This is a genomic window from Blautia sp. OM06-15AC (assembly GCF_003481425.1).
Lineage (GTDB): Bacteria > Bacillota > Clostridia > Lachnospirales > Lachnospiraceae > Fusicatenibacter > Fusicatenibacter saccharivorans.
The window spans coordinates 105,070-131,675 of sequence record NZ_QULD01000003.1 but is presented as its reverse complement, the minus strand read 5'-3'; the positions used below and the strand labels follow the sequence as shown (position 1 = coordinate 131,675).

27 protein-coding genes are annotated in these 26,606 nt (G+C 49.3%); 26 read left to right on the top strand and 1 reads right to left on the bottom strand.

Features of this window, described 5'->3' with window-relative positions; translation table 11 throughout:
• Positions 1-107 precede the first annotated feature (107 nt).
• The 22 genes from DXB83_RS05950 to DXB83_RS05850 all read left to right on the top strand — a co-directional run bounded on the left by DXB83_RS05950 (position 108) and on the right by DXB83_RS05850 (position 22,076).
• Positions 108-1,439: an MATE family efflux transporter gene (locus DXB83_RS05950; RefSeq protein WP_117804387.1), complete on the top strand. Its 1,332-nt coding sequence runs from the start codon at positions 108-110 to the stop codon at positions 1,437-1,439.
• On the top strand, positions 1,412-1,714 hold the full coding sequence (locus DXB83_RS16350) for a hypothetical protein (protein ID WP_147326094.1): 303 nt from the start codon (positions 1,412-1,414) through the stop codon (positions 1,712-1,714). The genes DXB83_RS05950 and DXB83_RS16350 overlap by 28 nt, the downstream gene beginning before the upstream one ends.
• Positions 1,690-3,057: an MATE family efflux transporter gene (locus tag DXB83_RS05945; protein WP_055219374.1), complete on the top strand. Its 1,368-nt coding sequence runs from the start codon at positions 1,690-1,692 to the stop codon at positions 3,055-3,057. Before DXB83_RS16350 ends, DXB83_RS05945 begins: the two co-directional genes overlap by 25 nt.
• A 101-nt stretch (positions 3,058-3,158) precedes the next feature.
• Positions 3,159-4,709 carry a Mur ligase family protein gene (locus DXB83_RS05940; protein WP_117804388.1) on the top strand — a complete coding sequence of 517 codons (1,551 nt, stop codon included), beginning with the start codon at positions 3,159-3,161 and terminating at the stop codon, positions 4,707-4,709.
• Positions 4,710-5,213: 504 nt separating this feature from the next.
• Positions 5,214-6,161, top strand: a complete 948-nt coding sequence (locus DXB83_RS05935; RefSeq protein ID WP_055219369.1) for an L-lactate dehydrogenase — start codon at positions 5,214-5,216, stop codon at positions 6,159-6,161.
• Between the two features lie 205 nt (positions 6,162-6,366).
• Positions 6,367-7,164 (top strand): CoB--CoM heterodisulfide reductase iron-sulfur subunit B family protein, encoded by a 798-nt coding sequence (locus tag DXB83_RS05930; protein WP_022461168.1) that lies wholly within the window; start codon positions 6,367-6,369, stop codon positions 7,162-7,164.
• On the top strand, positions 7,161-7,544 hold the full coding sequence (locus DXB83_RS05925) for a 4Fe-4S dicluster domain-containing protein (RefSeq protein WP_055219367.1): 384 nt from the start codon (positions 7,161-7,163) through the stop codon (positions 7,542-7,544). Before DXB83_RS05930 ends, DXB83_RS05925 begins: the two co-directional genes overlap by 4 nt.
• A gap of 33 nt (positions 7,545-7,577) precedes the next feature.
• Positions 7,578-9,566 (top strand): CoB--CoM heterodisulfide reductase iron-sulfur subunit A family protein, encoded by a 1,989-nt coding sequence (locus DXB83_RS05920; protein ID WP_055265381.1) that lies wholly within the window; start codon positions 7,578-7,580, stop codon positions 9,564-9,566.
• On the top strand, positions 9,557-10,009 hold the full coding sequence (locus DXB83_RS05915; protein ID WP_055265382.1) for a hydrogenase iron-sulfur subunit: 453 nt from the start codon (positions 9,557-9,559) through the stop codon (positions 10,007-10,009). The genes DXB83_RS05920 and DXB83_RS05915 overlap by 10 nt, the downstream gene beginning before the upstream one ends.
• Entirely contained in the window at positions 9,994-10,962 is a 969-nt protein-coding gene (locus DXB83_RS05910; protein WP_055265384.1) for a 4Fe-4S dicluster domain-containing protein, read from the top strand. The genes DXB83_RS05915 and DXB83_RS05910 overlap by 16 nt, the downstream gene beginning before the upstream one ends.
• Positions 10,963-10,965: 3 nt before the next feature.
• The gene (locus DXB83_RS05905; protein ID WP_117801696.1) at positions 10,966-11,991 is read left to right on the top strand and encodes a 4Fe-4S dicluster domain-containing protein; all 1,026 of its coding nucleotides are present in this window, start codon (positions 10,966-10,968) and stop codon (positions 11,989-11,991) included.
• Positions 11,992-12,846: an FAD/NAD(P)-binding protein gene (locus DXB83_RS05900; RefSeq protein WP_022461174.1), complete on the top strand. Its 855-nt coding sequence runs from the start codon at positions 11,992-11,994 to the stop codon at positions 12,844-12,846.
• Positions 12,847-12,862: 16 nt separating this feature from the next.
• On the top strand, positions 12,863-13,537 hold the full coding sequence (locus DXB83_RS05895) for a 2Fe-2S iron-sulfur cluster binding domain-containing protein (RefSeq protein ID WP_055265389.1): 675 nt from the start codon (positions 12,863-12,865) through the stop codon (positions 13,535-13,537).
• Positions 13,538-13,551: 14 nt separating this feature from the next.
• Complete coding sequence (locus tag DXB83_RS05890; RefSeq protein ID WP_055265391.1) at positions 13,552-15,162, top strand: FAD-binding protein; 1,611 nt, start codon at positions 13,552-13,554, stop codon at positions 15,160-15,162.
• A gap of 126 nt (positions 15,163-15,288) precedes the next feature.
• A complete protein-coding gene (locus DXB83_RS05885; protein ID WP_118697346.1) occupies positions 15,289-16,131 on the top strand; it encodes a fumarate hydratase in 843 nt (280 codons plus the stop codon).
• A 2-nt stretch (positions 16,132-16,133) separates the two neighbouring features.
• On the top strand, positions 16,134-16,697 hold the full coding sequence (locus tag DXB83_RS05880; protein WP_117509210.1) for a Fe-S-containing hydro-lyase: 564 nt from the start codon (positions 16,134-16,136) through the stop codon (positions 16,695-16,697).
• Positions 16,698-16,841: 144 nt separating this feature from the next.
• Positions 16,842-17,162, top strand: a complete 321-nt coding sequence (locus tag DXB83_RS05875; RefSeq protein ID WP_022461179.1) for a hypothetical protein — start codon at positions 16,842-16,844, stop codon at positions 17,160-17,162.
• Positions 17,163-17,477: 315 nt separating this feature from the next.
• Positions 17,478-18,230, top strand: coding sequence for a nickel pincer cofactor biosynthesis protein LarB (larB, locus tag DXB83_RS05870; RefSeq protein ID WP_055219567.1), 753 nt, complete (start codon positions 17,478-17,480; stop codon positions 18,228-18,230).
• Positions 18,223-19,548 carry a nickel pincer cofactor biosynthesis protein LarC gene (gene larC, locus DXB83_RS05865; protein WP_117509209.1) on the top strand — a complete coding sequence of 442 codons (1,326 nt, stop codon included), beginning with the start codon at positions 18,223-18,225 and terminating at the stop codon, positions 19,546-19,548. Before larB ends, larC begins: the two co-directional genes overlap by 8 nt.
• Positions 19,545-20,720: a flagellin lysine-N-methylase gene (fliB, locus tag DXB83_RS05860; RefSeq protein ID WP_055265399.1), complete on the top strand. Its 1,176-nt coding sequence runs from the start codon at positions 19,545-19,547 to the stop codon at positions 20,718-20,720. Before larC ends, fliB begins: the two co-directional genes overlap by 4 nt.
• An 85-nt stretch (positions 20,721-20,805) precedes the next feature.
• The gene (locus DXB83_RS05855) at positions 20,806-21,453 is read left to right on the top strand and encodes a YczE/YyaS/YitT family protein (protein ID WP_117509208.1); all 648 of its coding nucleotides are present in this window, start codon (positions 20,806-20,808) and stop codon (positions 21,451-21,453) included.
• 137 nt (positions 21,454-21,590) lie between these two features.
• Positions 21,591-22,076 carry a cytidylate kinase-like family protein gene (locus DXB83_RS05850; RefSeq protein WP_022461910.1) on the top strand — a complete coding sequence of 162 codons (486 nt, stop codon included), beginning with the start codon at positions 21,591-21,593 and terminating at the stop codon, positions 22,074-22,076.
• Positions 22,077-22,150: 74 nt separating this feature from the next.
• Here the strand turns inward: DXB83_RS05850 and DXB83_RS05845 are convergent, their stop codons facing one another.
• The gene (locus DXB83_RS05845) at positions 22,151-22,942 is read right to left on the bottom strand and encodes a DUF975 family protein (protein WP_117509207.1); all 792 of its coding nucleotides are present in this window, start codon (positions 22,940-22,942) and stop codon (positions 22,151-22,153) included.
• A 295-nt stretch (positions 22,943-23,237) separates the two neighbouring features.
• Here DXB83_RS05845 and DXB83_RS05840 point away from each other — a divergent pair, with 295 nt between their 5' ends.
• The 4 genes from DXB83_RS05840 to DXB83_RS05825 all read left to right on the top strand — a co-directional run bounded on the left by DXB83_RS05840 (position 23,238) and on the right by DXB83_RS05825 (position 26,587).
• Positions 23,238-24,149: a GTP pyrophosphokinase gene (locus DXB83_RS05840; protein WP_226906353.1), complete on the top strand. Its 912-nt coding sequence runs from the start codon at positions 23,238-23,240 to the stop codon at positions 24,147-24,149.
• 32 nt (positions 24,150-24,181) lie between these two features.
• Positions 24,182-24,409 carry a hypothetical protein gene (locus DXB83_RS05835; protein WP_055227506.1) on the top strand — a complete coding sequence of 76 codons (228 nt, stop codon included), beginning with the start codon at positions 24,182-24,184 and terminating at the stop codon, positions 24,407-24,409.
• Entirely contained in the window at positions 24,406-24,960 is a 555-nt protein-coding gene (locus DXB83_RS05830; RefSeq protein ID WP_022461914.1) for a hypothetical protein, read from the top strand. Before DXB83_RS05835 ends, DXB83_RS05830 begins: the two co-directional genes overlap by 4 nt.
• Positions 24,961-25,162: 202 nt before the next feature.
• Positions 25,163-26,587 carry an alanine/glycine:cation symporter family protein gene (locus tag DXB83_RS05825; protein ID WP_158554960.1) on the top strand — a complete coding sequence of 475 codons (1,425 nt, stop codon included), beginning with the start codon at positions 25,163-25,165 and terminating at the stop codon, positions 26,585-26,587.
• Positions 26,588-26,606 lie beyond the last annotated feature (19 nt).

The following is a 26,606-nucleotide window of genomic DNA, read 5'->3' as shown; positions in this document are numbered from 1 at the left end:
CAAGAAAAAGCAAGAAAGTCTGCTAAGATAAACCAGAATGAAAAAGGTTACAGTTTGCTGGGTACCAGTGAACTGTAACCGAAAAAGAGGAAAGGGGAGTTTTCAAAATGGAAAACGAATTATTTGAGAAAACAAAAGTGTCCAAAGCATATATGACGCTCGCACTTCCGGTCGTGCTCGGCATGGTCGTGTCGCTGATCTATAATATGGTAGATACTTTTTTCATCGCGCGGACCGGAAACACGGCACTGATTGCCGGCGTATCGCTCGGCACACCGATTTTCACGCTGATGATTGCACTCGGTGACATCTTCGGCGTCGGCGGCAGTTCCGTCATTTCGCGCCTCTTCGGTAAAAAAGAGTACGAGGACGGAAGACGGATCAGCGTATTCTGCTTTTACGCAGCGATTGCTGTCGGCATTGCGGTCAGCATCATCCTGCTTGCCGCCAAACAGCCGATCCTTGGCCTGCTTGGCTGTGATGAGACGACGTGGCAGTATGCGGGGGACTATTACCAGTGGATTGCACTCGGCGCACCGTTTATCATCCTGCAGCTGACGCCGAACAATCTTCTTCGGACCGAGGGCTTCGCAAAAGCCTCGATGATCGGAACAATGCTGGGAGCCGTCGTCAACATCATTCTTGACCCGATCTTTATTTACACGCTCGGCATGGGAGCAGCCGGAGCAGCGATTGCAACGGTGATCGGCAACATCTGCGGTGATATTTTCTATGTTATCTTTATGATAAAGAAATGCCGCTATCTCTCCGTCGATTTCCGAAAACTGAAAATGACCGGAGCAGAGGTGCTCGCCGTTCTTGCCATCGGCATTCCGGCATCCGTCACAAACTTCATGCAGAGCATCGGCGTGACGCTGACGAACCGATTTTTGCAGCCGTATGGAACGGACAAAGTTGCAGCGATGGGAATTGCTTTGAAAATTATTATGATTTCTGTTCTTGTGATGGTCGGCTTCGCTTTTGGCGGACAGCCGCTGGTCGGATACAATTATGGAGCGAAAAATAAAAAACGTCTCAGTGAGACGATCCGCTTTGCCTTCCTCCTGGAAGTGCTGACCGGTGCCGGAATGGCGGTTGTGCTCGGTGCGGCGGCTCCGCTTCTCGTGGGACTGTTCTTAAAAGAGGCGGATGTCATTGCAGCGGCCCAGCAGATCCTCCGCGTCCAGCTCATTGGTATGCCGTTTGTTGGTATCGTACTCGCATCGACCTGTATTTTCCAGGCGATCGGAAACGGGGCAGGAGCAATGATTCTTTCAGCAGGACGTCAGGGCGTGATTTTTGCCATTGTAATTTTCTGCGCTTCAAAACTTGCCGGTTTTTCCGGTGTTATTGCCTCCCAGCCGGTTTCTGATTTTCTGACCGCATCGGTGGCTGTGATGATTCTGCTTCAGTGGAAAAAGAAAGAATTTGCAAAATAAGAAAGAACAGCAAAGCGGCTGCGGCACAGCGTTCCGGAACGGGAACCTGCCGCAGCCGCTTTTGGCGTGCGCAAAAAAACAGAATTCCTGCACAGGCGGCCGCTATGTCAAAAACACGTAAAAGTGATGAAAAAACGTCTCTTAATTCGGCAGTATTACGGGATTGCATTCTGAGAAAACAAGATATAAAATGGCATGAGATTCGACAAAAAGGGGAAGCAAAAACATACGACAATAGGGAGGACATCACATGGCAACAAAGAAAAGTGCAGTAAAAGATCTGACAAACGGCAGCCCGGTAAAACTGATTCTGGGGTTTGCACTGCCGCTGCTGCTCGGCATGCTGTTCCAGCAGTTTTACAGCATGGTCGATACGATTATTGTAGGAAAATTCTTAGGCGCGAAAGCGCTCGCGGCTGTTGGCAGTACAGGTTCGATCAACTTCATGATCGTGGGATTCTGTATGGGAGTCTGTAGCGGATTTGCAATTCCGGTTGCGCAGATGTTCGGGGCAGGAGACCGGAAAGCGCTGTGCCGGTATGTAGGAAATGGAGCCGTCCTGGCCGGTATTCTTTCCGTGGTGATGACCGTTCTTGTCTGCATCTGGTGCCGCGACATTCTGATTCTGATGAAAACCCCGTCCGATATTCTGGACGGTGCATACGCTTACATCTTTGTTATTTTCCTCGGAATTCCGCTTATGGTGCTCTATAACCAGACATCAGCAATCATGCGGAGCCTCGGCGACAGCCGCTCCCCACTGATTTTCCTCGGTATCTCTTCAATACTGAATATCGTGCTAGATCTTGCGCTGGTCCGCCCGATGGGAGTAGCGGGAACCGCGTGGGCGACGATTATCGCGCAGGGAGTCTCTGGATTCCTGTGTCTCTTTTATATGAAGAAAAAATTCACCATCCTTGCTTTTACGAGAGAGGACTGGAAGCTGCATAAGCATTATGTGCTTAATCTGTGCAATATGGGAATCCCGATGGGACTGCAGTATTCAATCACCGCGATCGGAAGTGTTATTTTGCAGACCGCTGTCAACGGCCTTGGTTCCACTGCGGTTGCATCTGTTACGGCTGCCGGTAAAATTTCCATGTTCTGCTGCTGTCCGTTCGACGCGCTCGGCTCCACTATGGCGACGTATGCCGGACAGAACGTCGGTGCGAAGAAGATGGATCGTGTCAACACCGGTATTTTGACAAGTTCCATTATTGGAAGCGTGTATTCCGTGGTCATTTTAGGAGTCATGTTTCTGTGGTCCCGCCAGATTTCGCTTCTCTTTGTAGATGCATCTGAGACGGTCATCCTCGACCAGGCGCGTCAGATGCTGCTGATCAACATGGTATTTTACATTCCGCTGACCCTTGTCAATGTCGTACGCTTTACCGTGCAGGGCATGGGCTTCAGCAAATTTGCAATCCTTGCCGGCGTCTGCGAGATGATCGGCCGTTCGGTGGTAGCCTTTTTCCTGGTTCCGTATTTTGGTTACACCGCAGTCTGCTTCGCAAGCCCGGTGGCATGGATTCTCGCCGATCTGTTTCTCGTTCCGGCGTACCTGTACTGCGCAAAAACGCTTCGTTCTCTTTTTGAGAAAAATGCGCAGATGATGTAAGCCGTGCCGCAAGATGGACAAGCTGTTTCAATTCTGGTATAATGGAGCCTGGATTTTAGGAAAGCTGAAAAAGAATCCCATAGAAGAGAGGAAGATATCCTATGAAACAGTCGGTATTAGAATATAAGAAACTTCTGGAGCAGGAAGGCCTTCTGGTGGAATTTGCAGAGCCGGAAGGAAAAGAAGGAGAGGACAGACCCGTTACCCTCGTAACGTATTTTTCGGGCGGAGCGGATCAGGGAACGCTGTTTCTCTGCAAAGGAGCTGCATTCAAAGAGGCATACTTAAAAGACGCCGTAAACCGCGGTGCTGTTGCCTATGTAAGTGAAAAAAAATACGAAGCGGGAAAAGAAATTCCGGCGCTCATCGTCAACGATGCCAGAAAAGCACAGTTTGTGCTGGGTGAGGCGTTTTACGATTATCCGGCAAAGTCGCTGCATGTCACGGCGCTGACCGGAACAAAAGGAAAGACAACGACAGCCTACTACCTGCAGTCGATGCTCGATGCCTGCCTGAAAAAACAGGGCGGAAACGGATGTGCACTGTTAAGTTCGATTGAATATTACGACGGAAAGACGAGAGAAGCATCAACGCTCACCACGCCGGAATCCCTGGAGCTGTGCCGTCATATGCGCAATGCCGTAGATGCAGGCCTTTCCCATATGGTGATGGAAGTATCCTCCCAGGCGCTCAAATACGAGAGAGTCGGAAACACGCATTTTGATACCGCCATTTTCCTGAACATCTCCAAGGACCACATCAGCCCGACGGAGCACAAGGATTTTGATGATTATTTCCAGTCGAAATTAAAGATCTTCGACCGCTGCACCTGCGCCTGCGTGAACCTGGACAGCGACCATATCGGGGAAATCCTGAAAGCTGCGGCAAAATGTGAGCGCGTCGTTACGTTTGGATCGAAAGAAAATGCTGTAATCCGCGTGAGTGATATCAAGCCGGGCAGAGGAAAATTCTATTTCCATGTGGCAGGACCGGATTTCTCGGAAGATTTTACCCTGCCGGTGCACGGAGCCTTCAATGTGGAGAATGCCGTAGCTGCCATTGCGGCTGCCTGGTCGATGGGAATCCCGGTTTCGCTGATCAAGGAAAGCCTCCTTGACGTCACCGTTCCGGGAAGGATGGAGACGTATGAGAGCAGCGCGGGCGAGGTCACGGCGATCGTGGATTTCGCGCACAATGGCCTGAGTTTTGAAAAAATGTTTGATACCGTAGCACTCGAATACCCGGGAAGCCGCGTAAGCGTTGTGTTCGGAACCCCGGGCGGAAAAGCATTCAACCGCAGAAAAGATATGGGTGAGATTTCCGGAAAACGGGCGGACCGGATTTTCCTCGTACCGGATGATCCGGGAAACGAAGATCCGCAGGCGATCTGTGAGGAGATCGGCGGGTACATAGCAAAGGAAGGTGCATCCTTCCAGATCCGCATGGACCGCGGAGAAGCAATCCGGGAGGCGATTCTTGGCGCCGTACCGGGAGAGGTTGTTCTGATCCTTGGAAAAGGCGCGGACGTGACGATGCACGTCGGAAACGGAAATGTGCCGTACCGGTCAGATGCCGTCTATGCAAAAGAGGCGCTTGCCGAATATGGAAATGCATTTGCCGAAGCGGCAACGGCTCGTGAAACAGAAGAATAGAAGCAAAAACAGAAAAAAACAGAGCAAAAAAGACACGGAACAGAAAAATCCGTGTCTTTTTTGCGTCTGGCGGCAGCAGAAATGAAAATCAGACAGGAAATTTGGCGGATACATCCTACAAAATGTAGAAAAGAAGGACAGAAACTAGCCCGTATGACGAAAAGTTGTTAAAAATATAACGAACGAAAGTTAGACGTGTGAAACTAAACACAGAAAGCAAAAACCCGGGAACCATGCGGAAAAAGACGAATTCTGCGGGATGAAGGACAAAGCTGTAAGTTTTTGGAAAGAATTCTTGTGAAAAAGAACAAAAAATGGTATAATTGTATTGAAATATATCCAGAACACCCCTTCTGGAAGCGTACGGGCTCAGTGAGAAAAAAGATTTCACGAAAATGCTCGAAAAAAACACTTGTTAAATTCTTGTCATAGTGCTATGATAAGGAAAGTGAAAAATTTATCAATCACAAAAACCAACTAGGGGTATTTTAGAAAGGAGTATTTATGAGCAGCAAGATTACCATCATTGGAGCTGGAAGCGTTGGATCTACGATCGCCTATACACTGTCGAACGAAGACATCGCGTCTGAGATTGTTCTCATCGATATTAACAAGAAAAAAGTAGAGGGAGAGGTTATGGATATCGCGCAGGGTACCTGCTTCCGCGATCCGGTCTCCATCATCGCAGGTGAGTATGAGGATGCCAAGGACTCTGATATCGTAATTATTACTTCCGGTATTGCAAGAAAGCCTGGCCAGACCCGTATTGAGCTGACCCAGACCAACGTAAACATCTTAAAATCCATCACACCGGAAATCGTAAAAGCGGCTCCGAATGCCATCTACATCATTGTAAGCAACCCGGTTGATATCATGACCTACGTGTTTACAAAGATCTCCGGACTTCCGGAAAACCAGATCCTTGGTTCTGGTACCATGCTGGATTCCGCGAGACTTCGCTGCGGACTGTCTGAACACCTCAACATTGCCCAGAAAAACATCCACGCTTACGTATTCGGTGAGCACGGCGATACTTCCTTCATTCCGTGGAGCGGCGCTTACGTTTCCGGTGTCAGTCTGGACGAGTACTACGAGACCGTAGAAAAAATGGGCAGGAACGTAACCAAGATCGACAAAGATGCTATGCTGGAGTACGTAAGAACTTCCGGCGGACAGGTTATTGCAAACAAAGGAGCTACTTTCTATGCAGTATCTGTTGCAGTATGCAAACTGGTAGCAACCATTCTTTCTTCTTCCGATTCTGTAGCAACCGTATCTTCCATGATGCACGGTGAGTACGGCATCGAGGATGTATGCTTAAGCACACTGACCCTCGTTGGACCGAAAGGCGTACAGGGCAAGATTCCGATGCGTATGACAAAAGAGGAAGTAGAAAAACTCAAAGCAAGTGCCGACGCATTAAAAGCAGTTATCGCACAGATCGAGCACTAAGAGCGGGCAATAAGCTCAAAACATAAAATTTATGGCAGTGGCAGAAAGTGCGAAAGAGCGGTATCTCCCACTGCCTTAACGTGCGCCTGAAGAAATTTTCCGCCGGGTGTACATAAAAAGAGTACCGGAAACTTTTCCGGTGCCGGACAGAAGATACCGCAGGCAAAATGGAAACCAATAGGAGTAACAAGAAAGGAGCAATTCCATGACCTACAGTTATTTTCCGGGCTGTACGCTGAAGAACAAAGCAAAAGATCTGGATCACTATGCCAGAGAATGCGCAAAAGTTCTGGGATTTGAACTGGAAGAAATTGAAAACTGGCAGTGCTGCGGAGCTGTGTATCCACAGGCATCCGATGAAATCGCTACCAAACTTTCTTCGGTTCGCGCCTTAGCAGACGCCAAAGAAAAAGGACAGGATCTGATCACAGTCTGTTCCGCCTGTCATCACGTGATCAAACGCGTAAACGATGACATGGCGAATGTAGAAGACATTCAGACAAAAGTAAACAACTACATGGCTCTTTCCGAGCCATATCTTGGCGAAACGAAAGTACTTCATTATCTGGAAGTGCTGCGTGACGTCGTTGGATTTGACAAGATCAAAGAGAAAGTGGTAAACCCATTAAAAGGAAGAAAAATCGGCGCATATTACGGCTGTATGCTGCTTCGTCCGAGCACCACAATGCAGTTTGACGATCCGGAAAATCCGACAATCATTGAAGACTTTATCAAGGCCCTTGGCGCAACACCGGTCGTATATCCGATGAGAAATGAGTGCTGCGGCGGCTACATATCCCTCAAAGAAAAGAAAATGGCATCCAACATGGTAGACCAGATCATGGCATCCGCATCCTACAAAGGAGCAGAAGAACTGATCACTGCATGTCCGCTTTGCATGTACAACCTGCGCAATAACGGAACAAAAGAAGGTCTTCCGGTTACCTACTTTACCGAGCTTCTTGCAGAAGCACTCGGCATCAAAGAGGAGGTGCAGGCATGAAAATTGCAACATCCGATGAAATCCGTGCCATCGCCGGTGTGGATACCAGAAAATGTATGAAATGCGGTAAATGTTCCGCATCCTGTCCTGCTTATAACGAAATGGACATCCGTCCGCATCAGTTTGTATCTTACGTACAGAACGGCGATGTGGAAGCACTGATGAACTCCAAGTCCATCTGGAAATGCCTCTCCTGCTTCGCATGTGTAGAGCGCTGTCCAAGAGACGTAAAACCTGCCAAACTGATCGAGGCAGTTCGTCTTTCCGTGATCCGTCAGAGAGGAGAGAATTATCTTTCTCCGGATGAAATTCCGGCTCTTCTGGATGATGAGACTCCGCAGCAGCTTCTGATGAGTGCATTCCGTAAATATAGAAAGTAAAAAACAACCCATCCACAGAAAGGTGAGAGAAAAGTGCAAAGAATAGGAGTATTTGTCTGCCACTGCGGTACAAATATTGCGGCTACGGTTGATGTCAAAAAAGTTGTTGACGTCATCAGCAAAGAGCCGGGTGTTGTTCATGCAGAGGATTATCAGTATATGTGTTCCGAAACGGGTCAGCAGAAAGTGATCGATGCCATTCAGAACGAGCATCTGACCGGCGTTGTCATCTGTTCCTGCTCTCCGCGTATGCATGAAGGAACGTTCCGCAAAGCAGCAGAAAAAGCGGGCCTGAACCCGTATCAGCTGGAGATTGCAAACATTCGTGAGCAGTGTTCCTGGATTCATAAAGACATGGAAGAGGCTACCGAGAAGGCCGTAATTCTGGCCCGTGCAGCCGTTGCTAAAGTTATGCTGGATACCCCGCTTACCCCGGGCGAGAGCCGCGTTGTAAAACGTGCGCTGGTGATCGGAGGCGGTATCGCAGGTATTCAGACTGCACTGGATATCGCAGATGCAGGCTATGAAGTAGATATCGTAGAGAAGACCCCGAGTATCGGCGGAAGAATGTCACAGCTTGACAAGACATTCCCGACCCTCGACTGTTCTTCCTGTATCCTGACTCCTCGTATGGGAGAGGTAAACGCGCATGAGAAGATCAACATCTATACCTACAGTGAGGTAGAGAGCGTTGGCGGATTCGTCGGTGATTTCAAAGTAGACATCCGTAAGAAAGCAAGATACGTAGATATGGACAAATGTACCGGATGCGGACTCTGTCAGGAGAAATGTCCTTCCAAGAAGAACCTGAGCGAGTTCAACAGAGGCCTGTCCAACCGTACTGCAATCTACACACCGTTCGCACAGGCAGTTCCGAACGTACCGGTTATTGATACTGCAAACTGTATCCACTTCAAAACCGGAAAATGCGGTATCTGCTCCAAAGTCTGTGCAGCAGGTGCAGTAAACTACGACCAGAAAGATGAAGTAATCACCAGAGAGTACGGCGCAATCGTTGTGGCAACTGGTTTCGATACCATCAGTCTGGACAAGTTTGACGAATATTATTACAACCAGAGCAAAGACGTAATTACCTCCCTTGAGATGGAGCGTCTGATGAATGCTGCCGGCCCGACAGGCGGTAAAGTAGTACGTCTTTCCAACGGCGAGCATCCGAAGGATATCGTATTTATCCAGTGTGTCGGTTCTCGTGACGTGACTTGCAGAGGAAAGAGCTACTGCTCCAAGATCTGCTGTATGTACACCGCAAAACAGGCTATGCTGGTGCGTGACCATTATCCGGATGTCAATGTACATGTCTTCTACATTGATGTTCGTACCCCGGGTAAAAACTTCGATGAGTTCTATCGCCGTGCGGTAGAAGAGTTTGATGTAGACTACATCAAAGGCCAGGTAGGAAAAGTATCCGAGGCTCCGAACGGACGTCTTCTGGTACAGGGTTCCGACCTGCTTGACAACCGTCAGATCAAAATGGAAGCAGACCTTGTTGTCCTTGCAACTGCCATCGAGCCGAGCAAAGATGCAAGAAAACTGGCTACCATGCTGACCGCAAGTATGGATACCAACGATTTCTTTACTGAGGCACACGCAAAGCTGCGTCCGGTAGAGTCCCCGACCGCAGGTGTCTTCCTCTCCGGCGTATGCCAGGGACCGAAAGATATCCCGGAGACCGTTGCACAGGCAGGAGCTGCTGCTGTCAAAGTAGTCGGACTGCTGGCAAAAGACAAACTGACCACCAACCCGTGTACAGCAGAATCCAATCCGCTGTTCTGTAATGGATGTGCATCCTGTGAAAAAGTCTGCCCATACGGCGCAATTTCCTACGAAGACCGTCAGGTCAACGACCATGGAATCCGTGAAACCAGACATGTGGCAGTCGTTAACGGCGCACTTTGCCATGGATGCGGTGCATGTACCGTTGCATGTCCGTCCGGCGCTATGGACCTGAAAGGATTCTCCAATAGACAAATTCTCGCGGAGGTAGATGCAATATGCCGATAGATAACAACGAAAACAAAGAATTTAAGCCAGTCATCGTGGCATTCTGCTGCAACTGGTGCTCCTACGCAGGAGCAGACCTGGCAGGTTCCAGCCGTCTTTCCTATCCGGCAGACGTAAAGATCATCCGTGTTCCATGTTCCTGCCGTGTCAATCCGCTCTTCATCTTAAGAGCATTCCAGAAGGGCGCTGACGGAGTCATCCTCTGCGGATGCCATCCGGGAGACTGCCATTACAGCACAGGAAACTATTATGCAAGAAGACGTATGACCCTGCTGTTCTCCATGCTGGATTACATGGGCGTTGAGAACGGACGTACCCGTGTGGAATGGGTATCCGCCGCAGAAGGTGTGAAATTCTCCCAGACCATGAACGAGTTCATCGAGCAGGTTACAAGCCTTGGTAAGAATGTCAGATTGGAGGATTTACGATGCAAGAAAAATTAGTATCCCGCGCAAAAGAGCTTCTGTCTGACGGTACCGTAGTCCGTGTTCTTGGCTGGAGAAAAGGTGACACTGATTTCAGTGCAGAGCCTGCATTCTTCGAGACTGCCGAGAGCCTTTCCGAGTTTACCTACGACGGATTCTGCGGCGCAAACCTTAGCAAATACATGATTAAAGCATCGAAAGAAGAAGGAAAAACACTCGTTTTCTTAAAACCGTGTGATACTTACAGCTTTAATCAGTTAATCAAAGAGCATCGTGTGGATCGCGAGAAAACCTATATCGTCGGCATCGGCTGCGATGGAAAACTCGATATCGAAAAGATCCGTGAAGCAGGATGCAAGGGTATTACCGCTGTAACAGAAGACGGCGATACCATCAAAGTGGCAACTGTTTACGGCGACAAAGAGCTCGCAAGAGAGGATGTTATCCTGGAAAGATGCAAAGCCTGCAAGGGCGGAAAACACGTTGCCTACGACGAGCTGGCAGAGAACTGCGACGAAGAGAAACCGGCAAAAGAAGGCCGTTTTGAACTGGTTGAGAAGCTCGAGGCAATGGCTCCGGAAGAGCGTTTCGCATTCTGGCAGAACGAACTGTCCCGCTGTATCCGCTGTAATGCATGCCGTAACGTATGTCCGGCCTGCAGCTGTATCAAATGTGTCTTCGATAATGACCGTTACGATACCGCACAGAAAGCAAATACGACTACATTTGAAGAGCAGATGTTCCACATTATCCGTGCATTCCACGTTGCCGGACGCTGCACCGACTGTGGCGAGTGTTCCCGTGTATGTCCGCAGCACATTCCGCTGCACCTGCTGAACCGTAAATTCATCAAAGATATCGACGAGTTCTACGGAGAGTATCAGGCAGGCGCCGATACCGACAGCCGTGCACCGCTCACCAACTTCACACAGGAAGATGTAGAGCCAAGTATCGTTAAGGAAAGGGGTTAAGGGATGTATCAGATTAGCAGAGAAAAAATGCCGGAGCTCCTTGCCGCTGTTGCAAAGGAGATGGATCTTTTCCTTCCGGTACAAAACAATGGAATTACCAATTTCGGTTTCTGGACCGAGGACGCAGACGTGGATCTCGATACCTTAAAAACCGTAAAATCCCCGAAAGATGCCTTTTTCCCGCAGAGTGAAATTCTTTACTCCTGCTATCAGAAGGCAAATAAAACCAGCATTGAACCGGCTGCATTAAAAGACGCACCGTTTGCTATCTTCGGCGTTCGTCCGTGCGATGTCAGAGCGTTCGATGTTCTGGACCGCGTTTTCTTAAGCGAGCCTGCAGACGTTTACTATGCAGCAAGAAGAGAGCACGGCATCGTTGTTTCCCTGGCTTGTCATGAGCCGGAAGACAGCTGCTTCTGTAAAACCTTCGGCATCGATGCTGCAGAACCGGCAGCAGATGTTGCTATGTGGCAGGTAGCTGACGGTTATGCATGGGAAGCAAAAACCGAAAAAGGCCAGAAACTGACCGAGCTTGTAAAAGCTTACCTGACCGAGCAGGATCTTACCAAAGAAGTAGAGGCTGAGAAAGAAGCAATCCGTACTCTGATCGACAAGATGCCAAACAGCAACCTTTCCCTCGAGGGATGGGGCGTTGGCAAGACAAAAGAACGTTTTGACGATCCGAAGTGGAAAGAACTTTCCGATGCCTGCTTAGGCTGCGGAACCTGTACGTTCTCCTGCCCGACCTGCCAGTGCTACGATATCAAAGACTTTAACACCGGAAACGGTGTACAGCGTTACCGCTGCTGGGATTCCTGCATGTACTCTGATTTCACCATGATGGCAGCAGGAAACAACCGTACCACACAGCTGCAGCGTTTCCGTCAGCGTTTCATGCACAAACTGGTATACTTCCCGGACAACAACGACGGAATGTATTCCTGCGTCGGATGTGGACGCTGCGTAGAGAAATGCCCGCAGTCGCTGAACATTGTCAAAGTAATCAAACGCATGGGAGGTACCAAGTAAATGTGCAATTGTAGTTGTGGAAGCGAAGAAAAGAAAAACGCTTTGCTGCCGCAGGTCGGTATCATCACAGATATCCGCCGCGAAACACCGGACGTAAAAACATTCCGTATCGTTCGTCCGGACGGCACCAAGCTGTTTGAACATATGCCTGGCCAGTGCGCAATGCTCTGTGTACCGGGTGTCGGAGAGGCACTGTTTTCCATTACCTCTTCCCCGACAAACAAAGAGTACCAGGAGTTCTCCATCAAGGAGTGCGGTACTTTAACGAATTATCTTCACAACATGTCCGTAGGAGATGAAATCCTGGTTCGTGGACCGTATGGAAATCATTTCCCGGTAGAAACCGTATTAAAAGGACAGGATCTGCTGTTCATCGCCGGAGGTATCGGACTTGCTCCACTGCGTTCTGTTATTAATTACGTACTGGACAATCGTGATAACTACGGTACCGTAGATATCGTTTACGGTTCCCGTTCCAAAGACGATCTGGTACAGTTAAAAGAGATCCAGGAAGTATGGGCGAAAGCAAAAGATGTCAACGTGCATCTGACGATTGACCGTGAACAGGAAGGCTGGGACGGCCATGTAGGATTCGTTCCGAATTATGTGAAAGAACTGAACATGTCCGTTGACAAAACAGCTCTGATCTGCGGACCGCCGATCATGATCAAATTTGTCCTTCAGGGACTTCAGGAGCTGGGCTATGAGAAAACACAGGTTTACACTACTTTGGAGCTTCGTATGAAATGCGGTATCGGAAAATGCGGCCGCTGCAACATCGGAGATAAATATGTCTGCAAAGACGGCCCGGTTTTCCGCTGCGACGAGATTGACGAATTACCGAACGAATATTAAACGGAGGTTGAAGAAAATGCAGGAAATGGTAAATATTTACGTTTACGGCAAGAAGTATTCCGTACCTGGCGATCTGACCATTATGACCGCTATGGAGTATGCCGGATATCAGTTAAAACGCGGATGCGGATGCCGTCACGGATTCTGCGGTGCATGTGCGACCATCTACAGAATCAAAGGAAAGAATGAGCTGAAAACCTGTCTGGCATGTCAGACACAGGTAGAAGACGGTATGTATATCGCAAGCCTTCCGTTCTATCCGATCGACAAGAGAACATACGATATCGAAGAGATCAGCGCAGAGCAGAGAGTCATGATGGATCTGTATCCGGAAATCTACAGCTGCGTTGGATGTAATGCATGTACCAAAGGATGTCCGCAGAGCCTGAACGTTATGCAGTATATTGCATACGCACAGAGAGGCGACTTCAAGAAATGTGCAGAAGAGTCCTTCGACTGCATCGGCTGCGGAATCTGTGCATCCCGCTGTCCGGCTGGTATCTCCCATCCGATGGTAGGAGAGCTGGCAAGACGTCTGAACGGAAAATACATTGCTCCGAAGTCTGAACATGTAAAGAACCGTGTAGCAGAGATCAAAGAAGGAAAATTCGATGATCTGATCGAGCAGGTTATGCAGAAACCGATCGAAGAAATGCAGGAACTTTACAACAACCGTGAGATCGAGAAATAAGGAGGGAATTTCGAATGTATACACTGGCCAATATGCAGGACTCTATTAAAAAGGTAGAAGCTACCAGAGCCCAGAGAATGGCAACAGAGCCAAGAAGAATGACAGCGGATGAGAAAGATGCCCTTCTTGCAGCATATCATCCGGACTATAAAGAGGAAGGCTTCATCACCCTGAAAGTCGGCCCGAACAAAGGTGAGAAAGTTCCGACAGAGCTCGGCTATCTGCTGGAGTCCAACAGCCGTATCCTCGGTGTTGACATCGACCTTGACAAAGTAGATTATGACGTAGATGTACTGGTTATCGGTGCCGGTGGAGCAGGTTCTTCTGCAGCTATCGAGGCTCACGAGGCTGGCGCAAACGTTATGATTACCACCAAACTGAGAATTGGTGATGCAAACACCATGATGGCAGAAGGTGGAATCCAGGCAGCGGACAAAGAAAACGATTCCCCGGCACAGCATTATCTGGATGCGTTCGGCGGCGGACACTTTGCTGCAAGACCGGAACTGCTCCGCAAACTGGTTATGGAAGCTCCGGATGCAATCTCCTGGCTGGAAAACCTGGGCGTTATGTTTGATAAAGATGAGAATGGCCGTATGGTAACTACGCACGGCGGCGGAACTTCCAGAAAACGTATGCATGCATGCCGTGACTACTCTGGAGCAGAGATCATGAGAACACTGCGTGATGAAGTCATCAACCGCGGTATTCCGGTAATCGAGTTCTCTTCCGCAGTAGAACTGATCAAAGACGATAAGGGACAGGTTGCAGGTGCTGTTCTCCAGAACATGGAGACTGGCGAGTACCAGGTAGCAAAGGCAAAAACAGTTATCATTGCAACCGGTGGTGCAGGACGCCTTCACTACAACAACTTCCCAACCTCCAACCATTACGGTGCAACCGCTGACGGTCTGATCCTTGGATACCGTGCAGGCGCTCCGCTTCTGTATCAGGATACCATTCAGTACCATCCGACCGGAGCTGCTTACCCGGCTCAGATCTTCGGTGCTCTGGTAACCGAGAAAGTACGTTCTCTGGGCGCAATGCTCGTAAACGTAGACGGCGAAGCATTCATGCATCCGCTGGAAACCCGTGACGTATCTGCAGCAAGTATCATCCGCGAGTGCTCCGACGACCGCAACGAGGGCGTTGAGACTCCACAGGGCAAGGCTGTATGGCTGGATACTCCAATGATCGAGCTGATCCACGGAGAAGGCACCATTGAGAAGAGAATCCCGGCTATGTTCCGTATGTTCATGCAGTATGGCATCGATATGAGAAAAGAGCCGATCCTGGTTTACCCGACGCTGCATTATCAGAACGGTGGACTGGAAATCAACGGCGAAGGCTTTACCAACACCGTAAGCAACCTGCTCGTAGCAGGTGAGGCAGTTGGAGGAATCCACGGAAGAAACCGTCTGATGGGTAACTCTCTGCTGGATGTTATCGTATTTGGCCGTGATGCAGGAAAAGCTGCAGCAGCAAAAGCAAAAGACGTAACACTTGGAAAGATGAATCTGGATCATGTGGAGAAATATGCTGAGACCTTAAAAGAGGCAGGCATTGACACCGGTATGGTATCTCCGCAGCTTCTGCCGGATTATGCAGGAAAGAGACACCTGTAAAATGCAGTAACCGCGAAAAAGCGTGGCCCGGGGCAGAAATACTGTCCCTGGACACGCTTTCCGTGCTGAAAATCCATTGGATGATCGGTATGATAAAATAGCAAGGAAAGAAAGGTGGAGAATCCCATGCGTGAAATTCAGGCTAGTACCATTACGGATGTGGTAGAGAAACTTTGTATCGAAGCAAACTACCATCTTCCGGAAGACGTAAAATGTGCCATCACAGGCTGCCGTGCCTGCGAGGATGGCGAGATTGCAAAAGGTGTTCTGGACAAAATCGTAGAAAATTATGAGATCGCAGACGCACAGAACGTGCCGATCTGCCAGGATACCGGAATGGCATGTGTTTTCCTGGAAATCGGACAGGATGTGCACATCGCAGGAGGAGATCTTGCAGAGGCAGTCAACGAAGGTGTCAGAAGAGGATATGACAAAGGATACTTAAGAAAATCCGTTGTCAAAGATCCGGTCAGAAGAGGAAACACCGGCGACAATACACCGGCTATGCTCTACACCGAGATCGTTCCTGGCGATCAGATCAAAGTAACCGTAGGCCCGAAAGGCTTCGGAAGCGAAAATATGAGTATGATCCGTATGTTCAAACCGTCCGCAGGTCTTCAGGGAATCAAGGATTTCATCCTGGAAGTTGTTGAGACAGCAGGCCCGAACCCATGCCCGCCTATGGTAGTCGGCGTTGGTATCGGCGGAACCTTCGATAAATGTGCACTGCTTGCGAAAAAAGCACTGATGCGCCCGATCAATTCCGAGAACCCGGATCCGTTCTACGCAGATCTGGAAAAAGAAATGCTGGAGAAAGTCAACAAACTCGGCATCGGACCGCAGGGCTTTGGCGGAAAAACCACAGCCATCGGCCTCAATATCGAGACAATGCCGACTCATATTGCGGGAATGCCGTGTGCAGTCAACATCAACTGCCATGTTACCCGTCATAAAACGGAGGTGATCTGATCATGGAAAAACATATTCAGCTGCCTTTAACAGAAGAACTGGCAAAAACACTGCATGCCGGAGATACCGTATATCTGACCGGAACTATCTATACTTCCCGTGACGCCGGACATAAGAGAATGTGTGAAGCGCTCGCAAGAGGAGAAAAAATCCCGTTTGATCCGACAGACGCTACGATTTACTACGTAGGACCGACCCCTGCAAAACCAGGCCAGGTCATCGGATCTGCAGGTCCTACCACCAGCGGCCGTATGGATGCGTATGCTCCGACCATGATGTCCGTAGGCGCAAGAGGAATGATCGGTAAAGGCGCACGTCTTCCGGAAGTTGTAGAAGCCATGAAGAAATATCATGGCGTATACTTCGGAGCCATCGGCGGAGCCGGCGCACTGCTTGCAAAATGCATCAAAAAAGCAGAGCTGATCGCATACGAAGATCTTGGCGCAGAAGCACTTCGCCGTCTGGAAGTAGAAGACATGCCGCTTTTTGTTATCATCGACTGCGACGGAAATAATCTGTATGAGATGGGAAGAAAAGAATACTTAGAAGCGCATAAAGAAGACTAAAGGTTACATTTGTAACGACGAAATACAAGAGAGACCATAGACCCGTCTGATTATTTCAGACAGGTCTCAAGCTGAAAAGACATCAGGGCATTAACACTTGCAAGCGACTTTCGGCAGAAAAAGAAATGAAAGAGGAAGAAAAACATGACTGTAGAAATGATAAGCCACTTACTGGAAGCACTGATGATCCTGTGCTTTGGCCTGTCCTGGCCGCTGTCCATTTATAAATCCTGGACTTCAAGAACAGCAAAAGGAAAGAGCCTTTACTTTGAGGTGTTCATCTGGATCGGATATATTTTCGGTATTGCTAACAAATTTATCAGCTATATGAACAATCCGGACAAAGACTGGATCTTTTTCCTTGCATGGGCTTTCTATTTCCTGAACATTGCAGAGATCACCGTAGATATGGTGCTGTACTTCCGCAATGTAAAACTGGATAAGAAAAGAGAAGCAGAGAAATAAAGCAGCGGAATACAGTTAAACTTACAGAATCCCCGGCGGTGCGGCATTTGAGGCGGCATCGGCGGGGATTCTTATTTCTATACGATGACTCACACTGCGAAAAGAAAACATTGCGGGAACGCAGAAAGCAGGGTATACTTGTGTATAGAATCTGCTTGACTTAAAGTGCACTTCATAGTTTAAAATAAAGAAAGCTGGAGATTTGCGGTGTCAGAAAAGAGAAGGTTCTGACAAAGCAGAGGTTTCGGCTTTCTTTTTATGTTGTATCGTATTTGGGTGTGAAAAAAAGGAAAAAACGAAAACGAGGTGAATGCTTTGGAGGCAAGAGAGGTATTAGAAAAAGTAAAAAACAACGAAATCTCGATCGAGGAGGCAGAGAAATATTTCAAAAAAGAGCCGTTCGAGGAGATGGGATATGCTAAGCTGGATACGCACCGTGAAATCCGGAGCGGATTTGCGGAGGTCATTTTCTGTGCGCGGAAGGCGGATGAACATCTGCTGAAGATTTTTACGCGTCTGTACGAGCAGGATGGGGAGGTCTTCGGAACGAGAGCCAGTGAGCATCAGTATGAGCTGATCCGCGAAAAGTTTCCGGAAGTGGTGTATGATCCGCTGTCGCATATTTTAAAAATAGAAAAGAAAGACAAGAAGCGGATCGGAAAAATTGCGGTCTGTACGGCTGGAACTGCGGATATTTCCGTTGCCGAGGAGGCGGCGCAGACCGCAGAATACTTCGGTGCAAACGTTGAGCGTATCTACGATGTCGGTGTGAGCGGTATCCACCGCCTGCTGTCGCGTCTCGATACGATTCAGAGCGCCAACTGCGTTGTAGCCGTTGCCGGAATGGAGGGGGCGCTGGCGAGCGTGCTCGGCGGCTTGGTGGACAAGCCGGTGATTGCTGTTCCGACATCCGTTGGCTACGGGGCCAGCATGAACGGTCTTTCGGCGCTGCTTACGATGATCAATTCCTGCGCGAACGGAATTGCCGTCGTGAATATCGACAACGGCTATGGAGCCGGATATATTGCAACACAGATTAACAGAATGGGAGTACATCAAGATGAGTAAAAGTTTATATCTGGAGTGCGGGAGCGGAATCAGCGGAGATATGACCGTTGCAGCGCTGCTCGACCTGGGAGCAGACCGGGAAGTACTGGAGAAATCACTGGAAAGCCTGAAACTGCCGGGATACGAAATTGCGATTACAAGAGTGAAAAAGTCGGGGCTGGATGCCTGCGATTTCAATGTGATTCTGGATGCAGAGCATGAGAACCATGATCACGATATGGCGTATCTGCACGGGGATGGGGCGGAAGTGCATGACCATCCACATGATCACGAGCATCATCATGACCACGAGCATGCGCACAGCCATGACCACGATCACACAGGGGAGCATCATCACCATCATGAGCACCGCGGGCTGCCGGAGATTCTTGCGATTATCCGCAGCGGCGGTCTGACACCGGGAGCAAGAGCGCTGGCGGAGCGGATTTTCCAGATTCTTGCCGAAGCGGAAGCAAAAGCCCATGGCGTTCCGCTTGATCAGGTGCATTTCCATGAGGTGGGAGCTGTCGATTCCATCGTTGATATTGTGGCTGCCGCTGTCTGCCTGGATAACCTGGCGCCGGATGAAGTCATCGTGACGGGTCTCAGCGAGGGAAGCGGCTTTGTCAGATGCCAGCACGGCATGATCCCGGTTCCGGTACCGGCTGTTTTAAATATCGTACAGGCACATGGCCTGACCCTCGTTCCGACCGGAATCCAGGGTGAACTGGTCACACCGACCGGAGCAGCCATTGTTGCGGCAATCCGTACCAAAGAGACACTGCCGGCATCCTTCAAATGTACCAGAACAGGTCTTGGCGCCGGAAAACGGACGTATGAGCGCCCGTCACTGCTGCGTGCAATGATGCTCGAAACAGAAGAAAACGACGAGAAAGATACGATCTGGAAGCTGGAGTGCAACATTGATGACTGCACCGGCGAGGCGCTCGGCTACTGCATGGGAAAACTGCTGCGATCAGGCGCAAGAGATGTCCATTACATCCCGGTCTATATGAAGAAAAACCGCCCGGCTTACCAGCTGGATGTAATCTGTGATGATAAAACGCGGGAGACGTTGGAAAATATCATATTCGCCGAGACCACCACAATCGGCATCCGCCGCTGCCGGATGGAGCGCACCGTGATGAAACGCGAGTTTGCGACAATCGCAACCGAGTACGGCCATGTGACAGTCAAGATCTGCCGCCACGGCGAGATCGAAAAAATTTACCCAGAGTACGAGAGTGCCGCAGTAATTGCAGAAAAAAGCGGCATGCCGGTCGGCGAGGCTGGTGCGTGGATCGTACAGAAATATAAAGAAGGAAACAAAAAAGCATGAGATATTTAAAACCACATTTTTACGACCAGTTTGTATGCACCGCCGGAGACTGCCCGGATACGTGCTGTGCCGGCTGGCAGATCGTGATCGACGAGGATTCCCTGGAGCGGTATGGAAATGAGAAGAGTGAGTTTGGAAAGCGCCTGCGCAATTCGATCGACTGGGAGGAAGAGTGTTTTTACCAGAACAACCGCCGCTGTGCCTTTCTGAATGATGAAAATCTCTGCGATCTTTACAAGGAACTGGGGCCGGATTCCTTATGTGACACCTGCCGCCTTTACCCGCGCCATACGGAGGAGTACGAGGGTCTGCGTGAATTATCCCTGTCCCTTTCCTGCCCGGAAGCTGCACGGATTATCCTGTCCTGCAAAGAGCCGGTGCGTTTTCTGGAGGAGGAGACCGACGAGGAGGATGATTTTGAAGAGTTTGACTTCATGATGTTCTCCCAGCTGGAAGACACGAGAGATGTTTTGTTCCGGATTCTGCAGAACCGCGAACTGCCGCTGCAGGAGCGCATGACGGCGGCAGAGCAGCTCGCAGAACAGTATCAGATCTGTATGGAGGAGCAGCGGGAGTATGATATCGATGACCTGCTTCGGAAGTATGAAAAGCATCTGGAAGAGGGAACCTTAAGCGAGTGCGTGGCGGAGAGCCTTGCGGAAAAAGGTGTGGATGCTGCATCCTTTCATGCATATGACCGCCAGGTGAAGGAACTTGCCGTTCTCCGCGGTCTCGAGCGTCTTCGTCCGGAATGGGATACTGTGCTTGACGGCACAGAAAAAGCGCTGTATCAGAACGGAGAAACCGCTTATCAGGCCATCTGTGAAGAATTCCATCGCACCTGGGGCGCTGCAGGTGAACGCCGTGCAGAGTGGGAAAACATCGGTGAGCAGCTTTTGATGTTTTTCGTCTACACCTATTTCTGCGGCGCCGTCTATGACGATATGGTCTGTTCCAAAATGGAACTCGCGCTGTTCTCTGTCCGTTGGATTCAGGAAATCCTGGTTGCACGGTGGCTGGAAAATGGAAAAACGCTTTCCATGCACGACATCGAGGAGCTTTCCTGGCGCTATGCGCGTGAGGTCGAGCATTCCGATGATAATCTGAATGCGCTTGAGGACTGGCTTTTTGAAACTTATGCACCAGAAGGCTGTGTGCTGGAGGAGGAGTAATCCTGCATCCGATAGACTTACTGCACATTTTCCCTGATGTGTGTTAAGATAGAAGCGTTGTTACAGAAAGAAAAGAGGGAAAATTATGCAGGAAAAACAAAAGAAATGGATTCTGCGCATTGCGCTTTATCTGATTGGAATTATGGTGCTGGCACTCGGTATCACACTGAATACGAAGACGAACCTCGGCGTATCGCCCATCATCTCCATGCCGTACGCCGTGGCACAGATCTTCGGCTATGAAACAGGAACCGCCGTCTTCGTGGCGTATTTGATCTTCATCGTATTACAGATCGTACTGCTGAAAGGAAAATTCCCGCCGTTCCAGCTTCTGCAGGTTGCCGCAAGTTACCTGACGAGCGCCTTTATCACCATCTTCGACCGGATTTTCCCGGCACCTGACCAGATGGGAATGCGGCTTCTCGTTCTTGTCCTTGCCATCATTCTTACGGGAATCGGCGCCGCTGTGACCGTAGACGTCAACATCGTCCCAAACCCGGCCGACGGCCTGGCAAGAGTTCTCGGCGAGCGCTGCGGAAAGAACATGGGTTTCGGAAAAAATCTTTTTGATTTCTCCGCCATCGTCATTTCCCTTGCGATCGGCCTCATCGATGCCGGCCGCCCGGTAGGAATCGGAATCGGCACTGTTATAGCCATGGTCTGCACAGGAAGAGTCATCGCGGCATTCAATCATTTCGCAAAAAAGAAAATAGAAGAAATCACCATCGCCTGAGTGATCCATGCCCCTGTCGAAAAACCTTGAGTTTTCGGTGGGGGTTTGTTATAATAAAAGACAGCGAAAGAAAAATTTTTTGATTTGTCATAAGGCGTTTGTTTGCGTTATGAGAAGTGCGAAGGAGGAAGTGGCAAATGAACTTAGTTATTACGATGAGCCGCCGGTTTGGTACTGGGGCGAGTATTATTGCGAAAGAACTTTCCGAGAGACTGCATATCCCGGTATATGATAAGGACGATGTAGAGCACGGCATGCGTGAAAATGCCTTTGAATCTGAGGCGGATGCGATCCGCGAGCTGGCGAAACAGCCGTGTATTATCATTGGACGGTGTGCTTCGGAGTTTCTGAAAGATAAAAGCAACGTCATCAATATTTATGTCTGCGCGGACAAAGAGGACCGGATCAAACGTATCATGAAGCTGTTTTCCCTGACAAGAGAGGCGGCTGAGGTGATGCTGGAAGAGACAGACAAGCAGCGTGCCGAGTATTATTATAAAAATACCGGAAAGACATGGGGCGATGTCAATAACTACCATATGATCCTGAATACCTCGGATCTTGGCATCGAGAACTGTGCCGATATTCTGATGCGGTATTTTGAAATGAAAGATTATATCTAAGAGATATTTAAAAAGAAATACATAAAAAATCAGGTGCTTCCCGAAAAAGAGAAGCACCTGATTTTTTGTGCGGTTTAGTAAGCCTGATACGTATTGCCATAACTCCGGCTGGAGAAGTAATTCTGTTTCAGAACCAGGAACAGTTCGGCATCGGTTGCATATTTGTACGGATACAGATAGAAAATACCGACAAGATTGCAGGTGATTCCGGAAAGAATATACCATCCGATAAAGGAGAGATCAAGAATAAATGTATTCATCTTTTCACCGTTCATCATTTCACGGCTGATGCGGAATGCTTCTTCGGTCGAAAGTTCCGGGTAGTCGGCGAGAAGATAAGGAACCATGCGGTATTCATAAGCTTTCACAATTCCAGGAATCAGAAGAAGCAGCGACCAGAGGAATATATAAAGATTTTTTAAAAACAGAGTCCACACAGTTTTTCCATAGTAGCCGTTCTGGAATCCGAACAGTATGTTGCCAAGTCCCGCTTTTTCCATCGAGTTTTCAATGAAAAACCTCGAGCCTCCTACCTCAAATGGTGCAAGAACAAAAATACGGATCAGAATAAAGGCAAGACCAATGACAAGAAGTACAATGCCGCTGAAGACAGTAAAAACAAATTTAACCGGTCCAAGCGGGGTGAATTTTTCTGCAAAGGATTCCACATTGAAGTTATCGGAAGAAATCGTAAATCCAGATATACCGACCGAGTTAGTCTGATTGCTGTCATTGTTGGAATTTCCAGAATTAGAAGTACCGCTTCCGACCAGCAGAGTCAGAATCAAGGCGGCTACCACACAGATCCAGTAATTGCGTAAAAATGCGGCTTTTCCGCGGGTTTTCAGTTCCTCTCGAGTCCACATAAAAAAGACCTCCCTCTTAATGTAAGTGTAAACAGCAGACAATTCTGCCAAGTCACGATTATCTTACCATGGGGCAGGTGAAACATCAAGACAGCTTAAGGAAAGTTTAAGAAATTGGCAGAAAGATTAAAGTGGAAATGTGCATTCTTAAATAAAGATTTTACTTGTGAAGCGGGGATGAATGTGCTATAATCTCTCCGGTGCGTCAGAACGCAGCGGGGCCGGGTTTCTCCGGGGTGCGTTCTGAAAAAAAGAAACCTGTACGTTGAATTGACAAAGAGAGCGAGGAATCTACGTGTATCTGACAAAGGACGAGTTTTTGCAGAAATTCGGAATTCTGCCGCAGGAATTTGAGGAAGCAGATATTTCCTGGGAAGAACTGCTGGAAATTGCGGATGATTATGAACGGCGCCGTCCGACGCTGGAAAAGATCCGAAAAGAATTTGTGGCAGAGTTTTTGCAGGACAAGGAAAAAGAGATCGGACTGCAGTCGTACCACAGCCGTCTGAAGGACACCGAACATCTGGTGGAAAAGCTGGTGCGCAAGCGCCTAGAAAATTATGCAAAGTACCGGAAAATGGATTCGACAAGCTATATGCGTTACGTGACAGATCTGATCGGAATCCGGGGACTTTTGCTGTATCGGGAGGACTGGGTAAACTTCCATAAATACATTACGCACTGGTTTAAAAATGATCCGGAGAAATACATCCGTGATTACGGCCGTGACTACGACCAGAACGCATCGGGCTATATGGCAGAGCCGCCGAAAGTCCATACAAGACTTGGCGATTACGCCGACATTTATGTGAACTGGATTCCGGAGGAGAACATTCTGGACCGGAAACATTACCGTGCGGTGCATTACATTGTCGTTTACCGCGGCGTCTACATTGAAATTCAGATTAAGACGCTGTTCGAGGAGGGCTGGGGAGAGATTGACCACAGCATTCTTTACCCGCGGCGCAAGGGAAACGCCATGCTGACAGAGTTTTCCGAGCTGCTGAACCGTCTGGCGGGCATGGGAGATGAGATGGGATCGTTCTACCGCCGTCTCCAGGTTGTGCCGGATGAGAAGTTCCAGAGCAAGGAAACGATCGTGCGCAAGCGTGAATTAAAACCGCAGGTCAAGGCAGCGGTGGAAAAACGCGATCTGAATGAAATTCATACGATGGATGATGCCGTCTGGAGCATACTGAAAGAATAAAACTGCTTTTCAGACATGGGAAAGGATAAAAAATGGATGGAAGAAACACGGGCCGCATGGGCTTCTCTCATGCAGCAGAGGACTCTGCGGAGAATATGATGGCGGCAGTCAAAGCCGGAAAAATCCGAAAACATCTGATGGGAAATACCTCGCCGATCCGCTACGGAACAATGGAAAAACGCGAGATGACCGAATATACCGACTTTGTCCGGACGAAACTCTGCTATGAAATCCTGAATCTGCCCGGGGAGGAAAAATGAATACAATAGAAAAAATATACACAAACTACGACGGACTTCTGGAAGAATTTTCCGAGGAAGTAATCCAGAGCCGTTACGCTGTTTTTTACGAAGAAATCGAGGAATTTGCCAAGAGTCTCGGCATCCGCGAGAAAATCCAGATCAGCGAGTCGCTGTTGAGCCATGCAGTGCTGGACTATTTCACGGATATTTCCCGCCTGAAACATTTTCATCAGGCAAAGCATATCAATTCATTGAAAGTGATCTCCTATGAGACCTACTGGCTGCTGCGGAGAAAACCGATCCAGATCCTGGTGGAGGATGAGACATCGGATGCGATGGCATTTCTGAACGAAAAGTTCGTCTTTTCCCGGATTGCCAAATATCTGATGGGCGACGGAAAACGGGTGATTTTAAGTCCGGAGACGAAAAAAGGCTTTCTGAATTATCTCGATTCGCTGTTTTATTACCTGAAATACCGCAATTACGATGCAGAAATGCTCGAGATGATGCTGATGGGCTTCAAAGCGGGTGTTCTCGTGGCGGATGATTTAAAGGAGCAGGAGTCCTGAAAAACGGGCGGAAGCGGAATACAACAAAATAAGATGAAGATCGAAAGAACCGGACGGGCCGTAAGGCTGCTGTCGGGTTCTTTTTTTGTGCGGTGCTGCATAAAGTGCAGAGAAAACATTGCGATGCATGGACAGAAAACCGTTTAACAATGGAGGGACGGGAACTGCTTTCCTTTGGAACTTTGTACAGGGAGGAATGGATATGGCCACGCTTGAAAAAATCAATGCATTTCTAAAAGCGGTGAATGCAGCCGCCTGGGGACCGCCGCTTCTTTTTCTGCTGCTTGGGACAGGCATTTTTCTGACCATCCAGCTTCGCGCGCTACCCATTCGACGGTTGTTCTTTGCGCTTCGTACAGCATTCGGCCGTGAGGCGAGATACAGCGGGGAGAAAACAGAAGCAGGAGTTTCGCCGTTCGCATCGCTGATGACGGAACTTGCGGCGGAAATCGGGACGGGCAATATCGTGGGGGTTGCCTCCGCAATGGCGCTTGGAGGACCAGGAGCACTGGGATGGATGATGCTGGCGGCGGTTGTGGGACTTGCTTTGAAATTTTCTGAGAGTTTTCTCTCGGTGCAGTACCGGATGCAAAGAAAAGACGGAACATACTGCGGCGGTCCGATGGTGACGCTGACCAGAGCATTTCCGGGGGAGCGGCTGGCGAAGATGCTGGCTGTGTTTTTTGCCGGAAGCACCGTGCTGGTATCTCTCGGAATGGGCAATATGACGCAGGCAAACTCGATTGCGCTGGCGATGCAGGATACGTTTGGCGTGGCAAGAGAAAAAAGCGCGTTGGTGCTGACGATTCTTCTTCTGCTCGTGGTGACAGGCGGACTGCGTTCCATTGCAAAAGCGGCGGAGGTGCTGGTACCGGGAATGGCACTCTTTTATCTGGGCGGGGCAGGAATGGTAATCGGTCTGCACGCCGGAGAGCTTCCGCGGACACTGCTTGCGATAGTACGGGACGCGTTTTCTTTCCGGGCGGTATCGGGAGGAGCGGTGGGTGCGGGAATTTCCCTGCTGCCGCCGGCCTTGCGGTATGGAATTTCCCGCGGTGTGTTTTCGAATGAAGCAGGGCTTGGAGCAGGCGGAATCAGTGCTGCGGCGGCACAGACCGACGATCCCGTGCGGCAGGGGTACATCAGCATGACAGGTGTGTTCGTTGATACCATGGTGATCTGTCTTGTGACCGGCCTTGCCGTTGGAGTGACCGGGGCGGCAGAGGGGATACTGGAGGCGGAAAAAGCGGATGGAGCGGCGATGGTAATTCAGGCCTTTGAAAGTGTGTTCGGACCGGCGGGAGGCTATGTTGTCGCGGTCGGGATTCTGCTGTTCGCATTTGCAACGATGGCCGGCTGGGCATACCAGGGGGAGCAGGCGTTTCTCTGGCTGGTGAAAAAGGATAGCTTCGGAATGGTTTACCGTGTTTTCTTCTGTTTTGCAGCGTTTGCCGGGTGCGTCTGCATGGCAGAAACGGTCTGGAATTTTGCGGAGCTTGCCAATGCCTGCATGGCGGTGCCGAACCTGCTCTGTGTGCTGCGGCTCTGGAAGGAAGTAAAAGAGGAGGCATTCCGGTTTGAAAGCAGGATAAAAAAAGCAGAACAAAAGAAAGATAGAAATACATGAGAAACCGTATTTCCGGTCC

Excerpts from the sequence above, each read along its gene's own strand:
- DXB83_RS05925 (WP_055219367.1), top strand. The coding sequence starts at position 7,161 with ATGAAAATTGCAACATCCGATGAAATCCGTGCCATCGCCGGTGTGGAT.
- DXB83_RS05950 (WP_117804387.1), top strand. The coding sequence starts at position 108 with ATGGAAAACGAATTATTTGAGAAAACAAAAGTGTCCAAAGCATATATG.
- DXB83_RS05850 (WP_022461910.1), top strand. The coding sequence starts at position 21,591 with ATGAACTTAGTTATTACGATGAGCCGCCGGTTTGGTACTGGGGCGAGT.
- larC (WP_117509209.1), top strand. The coding sequence starts at position 18,223 with ATGAGTAAAAGTTTATATCTGGAGTGCGGGAGCGGAATCAGCGGAGAT.
- DXB83_RS05900 (WP_022461174.1), top strand. The coding sequence starts at position 11,992 with ATGTGCAATTGTAGTTGTGGAAGCGAAGAAAAGAAAAACGCTTTGCTG.
- DXB83_RS05825 (WP_158554960.1), top strand. The coding sequence starts at position 25,163 with ATGGCCACGCTTGAAAAAATCAATGCATTTCTAAAAGCGGTGAATGCA.
- DXB83_RS05935 (WP_055219369.1), top strand. The coding sequence starts at position 5,214 with ATGAGCAGCAAGATTACCATCATTGGAGCTGGAAGCGTTGGATCTACG.
- DXB83_RS05845 (WP_117509207.1), bottom strand. The coding sequence starts at position 22,942 with ATGTGGACTCGAGAGGAACTGAAAACCCGCGGAAAAGCCGCATTTTTA.
- DXB83_RS05940 (WP_117804388.1), top strand. The coding sequence starts at position 3,159 with ATGAAACAGTCGGTATTAGAATATAAGAAACTTCTGGAGCAGGAAGGC.
- fliB (WP_055265399.1), top strand. The coding sequence starts at position 19,545 with ATGAGATATTTAAAACCACATTTTTACGACCAGTTTGTATGCACCGCC.
- DXB83_RS05930 (WP_022461168.1), top strand. The coding sequence starts at position 6,367 with ATGACCTACAGTTATTTTCCGGGCTGTACGCTGAAGAACAAAGCAAAA.
- DXB83_RS05855 (WP_117509208.1), top strand. The coding sequence starts at position 20,806 with ATGCAGGAAAAACAAAAGAAATGGATTCTGCGCATTGCGCTTTATCTG.
- DXB83_RS05885 (WP_118697346.1), top strand. The coding sequence starts at position 15,289 with ATGCGTGAAATTCAGGCTAGTACCATTACGGATGTGGTAGAGAAACTT.
- DXB83_RS05915 (WP_055265382.1), top strand. The coding sequence starts at position 9,557 with ATGCCGATAGATAACAACGAAAACAAAGAATTTAAGCCAGTCATCGTG.
- DXB83_RS05835 (WP_055227506.1), top strand. The coding sequence starts at position 24,182 with ATGGATGGAAGAAACACGGGCCGCATGGGCTTCTCTCATGCAGCAGAG.
- DXB83_RS05910 (WP_055265384.1), top strand. The coding sequence starts at position 9,994 with ATGCAAGAAAAATTAGTATCCCGCGCAAAAGAGCTTCTGTCTGACGGT.
- DXB83_RS05830 (WP_022461914.1), top strand. The coding sequence starts at position 24,406 with ATGAATACAATAGAAAAAATATACACAAACTACGACGGACTTCTGGAA.
- DXB83_RS05890 (WP_055265391.1), top strand. The coding sequence starts at position 13,552 with ATGTATACACTGGCCAATATGCAGGACTCTATTAAAAAGGTAGAAGCT.
- DXB83_RS05880 (WP_117509210.1), top strand. The coding sequence starts at position 16,134 with ATGGAAAAACATATTCAGCTGCCTTTAACAGAAGAACTGGCAAAAACA.
- DXB83_RS05905 (WP_117801696.1), top strand. The coding sequence starts at position 10,966 with ATGTATCAGATTAGCAGAGAAAAAATGCCGGAGCTCCTTGCCGCTGTT.
- DXB83_RS05875 (WP_022461179.1), top strand. The coding sequence starts at position 16,842 with ATGACTGTAGAAATGATAAGCCACTTACTGGAAGCACTGATGATCCTG.
- DXB83_RS05895 (WP_055265389.1), top strand. The coding sequence starts at position 12,863 with ATGCAGGAAATGGTAAATATTTACGTTTACGGCAAGAAGTATTCCGTA.
- DXB83_RS05945 (WP_055219374.1), top strand. The coding sequence starts at position 1,690 with ATGGCAACAAAGAAAAGTGCAGTAAAAGATCTGACAAACGGCAGCCCG.